This is a genomic window from Burkholderia sp. WAC0059, assembly GCF_002870125.1.
GTDB lineage: Bacteria > Pseudomonadota > Gammaproteobacteria > Burkholderiales > Burkholderiaceae > Paraburkholderia.
Window position 1 is genome coordinate 1 of sequence record NZ_PNEO01000050.1, and the last position, 3508, is coordinate 3508.

2 protein-coding genes are annotated in these 3508 nt (G+C 55.0%); one reads left to right on the top strand and one right to left on the bottom strand.

What is annotated here, in order from left to right; translation table 11 throughout:
• Window positions 1–20 precede the first annotated feature (20 nt).
• Window positions 21–1013 carry a hypothetical protein gene (locus CY652_RS23580; protein WP_219723810.1) on the top strand — a complete coding sequence of 331 codons (993 nt, stop codon included), beginning with the start codon at window positions 21–23 and terminating at the stop codon, window positions 1011–1013.
• On the opposite strand, the gene CY652_RS23585 is transcribed toward CY652_RS23580, so the two are convergent.
• Window positions 982–3492, bottom strand: coding sequence for a hypothetical protein (locus CY652_RS23585; RefSeq protein WP_102133114.1), 2511 nt, complete (start codon window positions 3490–3492; stop codon window positions 982–984). The two genes, CY652_RS23580 and CY652_RS23585, sit on opposite strands and share 32 nt — an antisense overlap.
• Window positions 3493–3508 lie beyond the last annotated feature (16 nt).

A 3508-nucleotide genomic window follows, 5' to 3' on the forward strand; every position in this document is an offset into this window, starting at 1 on the left:
ACGATAACTAGGAATTATTGATGAATTCGGGGTTCAACTTTTCCTTCCGGGACGTTGTTATTGTTGCCGACATTTGGGAGGGCCAGGTCGGTCCAGGCCCACTGCACCTGCGACGCGATCTTGAAATGACGGAGACAACAACGCTTCGTCAACTGACCGACGCGGTCGAGGCACTCGGCCTGAAGTTCCACCACTATGTGAGTCCCGCCGAACTTGGCGAGCATGCTTCCGAACATCGACAGGACATCGTGCTCACAATTTACGGTGGTCAGGCATCGCGTAATCGGATGGCCCTAGTGCCCGCAATTTGCGAAACCTTCGGCCTACGATTCCTGGGGCCAGACGTGTATGGGCGAATCATCGCGCAAGACAAAGAAGTGTCCAAGCGCCTTGCACTCGACTGTGGAGTTAAAACGCCTGCATGGCGCATCATTCGCACACGGGATGACGTGCGGCACGCTCTGCGGATGAACATGCCTGTTGTGGCGAAACCGTTGATGGAAGGTAGTTCCATCGGTATCTCTCAGCGAAATCTCCTGACGAGTCCTGAAACGATCGAGCAGTTCTCGGTCGAGTTGCTTGAAGCTTTCAAACAGCCCGTTATAGTTGAGGAATTCGTGGCTGGTCGAGAGGTCGCTTACTCCTGCATAGAGAATGCTGGATCGAAGGCTTGGGCGTTCAGCGAGGTATTCATTGAAGGCCAACCCGGGCACTTCGAGCATCGCCTCTTCGACGCCGACGAAAAAACGGCACCGACGGTAGGACGTTCTGTGCGCAATATCGATGCCGAACTGAATCCGGAGGATCTTCATGCTTTACAGAACTTCGTCTCCGCATTCGGAGCGTACGGCTACTGTCGGGTAGATGGGCGGCTCGCCAACGGCCGCTTTCACTTCCTGGAGTTCACTCCGGATGCGTGGATAGCGCCACGTGGCCAGTTTGCGCGCGGCTTCACGGAAAAAGGTTGGACTTACGAGCGCGTCATTGGTGCAGTACTGGCTTCAGCCGGCTGAGGCCATCGAGATCGATCAACCAGTGGCTCAGGTATAGCGGATGGAACGGTCTGCTAGCAAGGTATCGCCAAGCGTAGTCCACGGCCCTACTGCGTCGATAGCGATAGTTCCAGTATTGCGCGTTCTGGTTTAGAGTTGGCGCATGATCTTCGGCCCATTGGAGTGCGCCCCGAGCTCGATCATCAAGGCCCACAGAGGCAAGCACCCATGAGGAGTTAAAGCACGCGGGCCAATATATTTCCTTGCTAGCAAACGAATGGTCTTCGAGAATCGCAAACAGCTTATCTACACAAACCACGGCCGCGTCGTGATTACCTGCGCCGGCTTGCGCGAGTGCCAGGTTATTCAAAACCGTGGCCTCGCTATAGTCGTCTCGCACATACCTGAGCGCCTCGGCAAGTAAGTCGACAGATCTCGCGAAGTTAGGCTGCAGAGCAAGAAGCTCAACCGCCGCCGCATTGTTGAGTAGTAGGTGCCGATCCTGGACCTTCTGGCTCAGTGTTGCGCTTGCCGTCGCGATCATTGCACGCCCACCCTCGACATCGCCCGCACGCGCCATGAGGACAGCCGTCGCAGCTTGCGAATAGGCTTTCGAGTTTTCCATGCCAAACCGGTCGAACCAGGCAATGCTGCGCTGAAGCTCTTTCACACGACTTTCGTGTTCTTCCGTTACTTCGAAGAAGCGGTAAGCGAAGCCCAGAATTGGACTCTCCTCGTACTCCGGTTTGTCGACTAGGCCATGCAGAATCCCGCGAGCTTCATCTAACTGGCCATGGCATCCAAGAACGAGCGCCTTGATTAGATCGGCAGCCAAGACGACATCAGTTGCAGTCGTCTTGCTTCGCAGATCTGCAACGAGTTGCAAAGCATCGTCGTGGCGTCCGATCTCCTGCATAGCGCATGCGCGCATCAGACCGGAAAACTCATCTGGTTCTTTCAACATTGCGAGCAAGCTTTCGGCTCGGCCGAAGTTGCTGACGTCGTACGCGAGAGATGCAGCCCAAATCAACAGCTTGTCATGGTCACTCGCATATAGATCTGGCTCTGCGGATACAGCTGTGGCTACGATTTCCGAATAAAGAGCCTGATCCTGAGTGCCGGCCACATGTGCAGACAACACTTCTGTAGCACGTAGTAGCCCCGTTGCATCCCTTGTTTTTGCACAGAGGCGGAAGAACTGGCGCATCGCAACCGCCATACCGACTGTGTCCCAGTCCGCGTCGAAAATGACTCTGCTGTAGTAGTCTCGTAGTCCCTTCTCCGCTGCCGCAATCAGCATGCGCAACGCGGGCATCTCCCGCAACGTATCGGCGACCGCTTCAATGTGGATTCGATAGGCGCCCCAGCGATCATCCAGAAATCTATGCACGTCGACTAGATCGCGCAGCAAATTCTTCAGCAACAGCGGTGATGTCACCGGCTGGATCGATTGCATTGCCAGCCGCAGGACTTCTTCGCTGATCGATTCAACGTGTGCGAGGCATATCGCAAGAACAAGTCGGTGAGGAGAAGAGAGCCTGCCGATGTGATCCGACAAGATTGATGGGAGGTTGCCTAGGGCACGAGTCACCTGCTCGGGACTGGATATGGCCTGCGCAATGCTTACCTGAAAACGCATTTCCAGCACGGAGTACAGATTTCCGCTCCACGAGAGATGGGCGTCAGCAGTGACGGAAATGGAGGAGTCGACGTTAGTCCGTATAAGATATTCAAGGTGGCCTAGTTCCAGCTTTTCCAAGTCCCAGATGTGGAAATTTTGTCGCTTGTCGGCTAGCCGTGCGAACAATTTTTGATGTGCGGGCTCGAACTCATTCGTATAAGACGTGTACTCAAGAATGAGATCGAGCGCCGGATAGAACTGGCTCCACTCAAGAAACGTGCGCAAGCTCTGAATATCGCAATGCTGTACCTCGCGAATGACGAGCGCCACCCGATGCCCGGAAAGGATTGCTTCTGCGTAGGTCGCACAGATCGTTATCGCGTCGCGACTGTCACTTGTGAGTAGTTTCGCGGGTGCGAAGCCTCCGAGTGACATAAAGCGGGACACATAGTCGAATGCGAGCTTGTAGGCACTTCTCCAACTTGGCACGTCGGCGACCAAGTCCAACTTGCTTTTCTGACTGACCGTCGTCCACCTTTGTGACTTGACGTACGAAGAAAACGACGGCCAGAGGGCAGCCCTTTCGGGACGCGTACGGGACAGCTGCTCGGCGCAACGTTGCAGAAAAAAACCATCGTGGAGCCGGACCGAGGCGGTGTTTACCTGAATTTCCGGTTCAACAATACAAAACGACAGACCAGGAATCTCCTCCTCGCATCGGGCCGCCACTTGCTGAGTCAATCGGGACTTCCCAACGCCCGATGGAGAGCGAATGATGATGAGCGCGGGGGTCGACGTCTCGCGGTGGTGTAGACGCTCCATAAGAAACGCCGTTTCCCCACTGCGATTGATGAATTCCATATCGCCTTTGACGCTCATAATTCCTAGTTATCGT

Coding starts and splice junctions, on each gene's coding strand:
- CY652_RS23585 (WP_102133114.1), bottom strand. CDS start 3,492: ATGAGCGTCAAAGGCGATATGGAATTCATCAATCGCAGTGGGGAAACG.
- CY652_RS23580 (WP_219723810.1), top strand. CDS start 21: ATGAATTCGGGGTTCAACTTTTCCTTCCGGGACGTTGTTATTGTTGCC.